Source organism: Legionella lytica, assembly GCF_044626755.1.
In the GTDB taxonomy this organism is placed as follows: Bacteria; Pseudomonadota; Gammaproteobacteria; order Legionellales; family Legionellaceae; genus Legionella; species Legionella lytica_A.
The window spans coordinates 1-2,349 of record NZ_JBGORX010000022.1; the positions used below are offsets into that span (position 1 = coordinate 1).

Consider the following 2,349-nt stretch of genomic DNA (forward strand, 5'->3'; position numbering starts at 1 on the left):
CAATGCAACGTTAGTTGGTGGGTTTACCTACCAGGCAATTGCGCCAAGTATTACGAGTATTAGTCCCAATACCAGTACCGTGGCTGGAGGTGTTATGGCAACCGTAACCGGTACCAATTTTGTTCCCGGGACTTTAGTCATGATCGGTGGGGTCACTGCGAGTAATATCACGGTAGTAAATGCCACCACAATTACCTTGGTAGTGCCTGCTTATGTGAGCGGTTCGTTAGTTAAAAATGTGGTCGTGAATAATGGGGTGGCTATTGCGACTTTAGCGGCAGCCTTTACCTATACTGCAGTAGGACCTACGGTTACCTCGGTCCTACCCCAAGTGGGTCCTTTAGCCGGAGGCACCTTGATTTCGATTTCAGGTTCAGGATTTACGCCAGATACCACTGTTTCTGTGGGCGGAATTCCTGCAACCAGTGTTATGGTAAATAATTCTCAGGTGCTTACTGCCGTCACTCCCGCTTATGTCAGTGGCTCATTAACGGTTGATCTGGTCGTGAGTAATAGCGTATCAAACGCCACCTTAAGTAACGCGTTTACCTATCAAGCTTTAGCGCCTACATTAGAAAGCATTACTCCCAATAGCGGCTCTGCTGCAGGGGGGACTACTGTAAACGTAACGGGTAGTGGTTTTGTTCCAGGGACCACTCTAAGTATCGGTGGGGTTGCGGCAACGAATATTAATATAACGAATGTAACCACATTAAGTGCGACTATACCGGCCTATGTAAGTGGCTCCTTAGTGAAGGATGTGACTTTAAATAATGGAATAGGTAGTGCTACGTTATCAGGAGGCTACACCTATATACCCAATGCACCAACCTTAAGCAGTATTACGCCAAACACTGGTTCCGTTAACGGTGGAACAGTCGTGACTCTAACCGGTACTGGTTTTACTCTAAATTCAACAGCAAGTTTTGGTGGTATTGCCGCAACCAGTGTCAGTTTTATTAGTCCGACCTCCATGACTGCAACCGTTCCTGCCTACATCAGTGGTTCACTGGATGTGGATGTCGTCGTGAATAATGGGACATCGAATGCAACTTTGGCAGATGGTTTTACCTATCTGGCTACAACCCCGGTGATTAGCAGCGTAACGCCAAATACAGGTTCCGTTCAGGGTGGAACCCTACTTACGATTAGTGGTAGTGGTTTTGTTCCTGGCACCACGGTTATGCTTGGGGATGTGGCTGCCTCTTCAGTGATAGTACTTAACGCAACTACCTTGACGGTGGTGACTCCTGCTTATGTAAGTGGTTCATTAATTAAAGATGTAACGGTAACTAATAGTGCGGGTAATTACATCCTCCACAGTGGTTTTACCTATATAGGTGTTGCTCCTGTTCTCTCAAGCATTAATCCCACATCAGGTTCAGTTACGGGGGGAACTACAGTAACGATTACTGGTACAGGGTTTATACCTGGAACGACGGTGTCGTTTGGGGGCGTTGCAGCAACGGACGTGCAAGTTATTAATCCCACGACGCTTACCACCGTCACCCCAGCCCATGCTGCAGGGGCGGTGGATGTAGTAGTGAATAATGGCGTGGGCAGTACTACCTCGACAGGAGCATATACTTATGTTGCTAATGCTCCAGTATTATCCGCGATTAGTCCTGCAACTGGGAGTCTTAATGGCGGGATCTCAGTGACCTTAACCGGAACGGGTTTAACGGGAATGACGGCAGTGAGTTTCGGGGGTGTTTCAGCTACCAACGTGGTGGTTGCAAATGATACTACGATGACGGCAATAGTTCCTGCCTACATAAGTGGTCCATTAGTGGTTGATGTACTGGTCAGTAATGGCAGTACCAATGCTACTTTGGTTGCAGGTTTTAACTATCAGTCTGTTGCTCCAAGCATTGCCACGATTAGTCCTAGTAGTAGCTCGATTGCGGGAGGAGTCACGGCAACCATAAGTGGTTCTGGTTTTGTTCCTGGAACGACAGTAACCATTGGTGGGGTAACGGCCAGTGCGATTACGGTAGTGAACTCTACAACCTTAACCCTAACTGTCCCTGCTTACGTAAGTGGTGCTTTAATCGCAGATGTGGTCGTCAATAATGGCACTGGCAGTGCGACTTTAGCGGGAGGATTTACTTATGTGGTAGGTACTCCTACACTAACTGGTCTTAGTCCATCGACAGGATCTATTGAAGGCGGTACCTTAGTCACAGTAACCGGAACTGGTTTTGCGCCAGGTACAACCGTAAGTTTTGGCGGCGTAGCGGCAACGAATGTAAACGTTAATAGCGCTACCAGCTTAACAGCAGTTACTCCTGCCTATGTCAGTGGTTCTTTGACCGTTGATGTGATGGTGAATAACGGCGTTTCCAATGC

The 2,349-nt window shown here is 47.6% G+C and carries 1 protein-coding gene; it reads left to right on the forward strand.

Annotated features, from left to right (window positions below):
* Positions 1 to 2,349, forward strand: a 2,349-nt coding sequence (locus tag ACD661_RS16865) for a beta strand repeat-containing protein (protein WP_400189003.1), incomplete at both ends; no start/stop codon positions are given.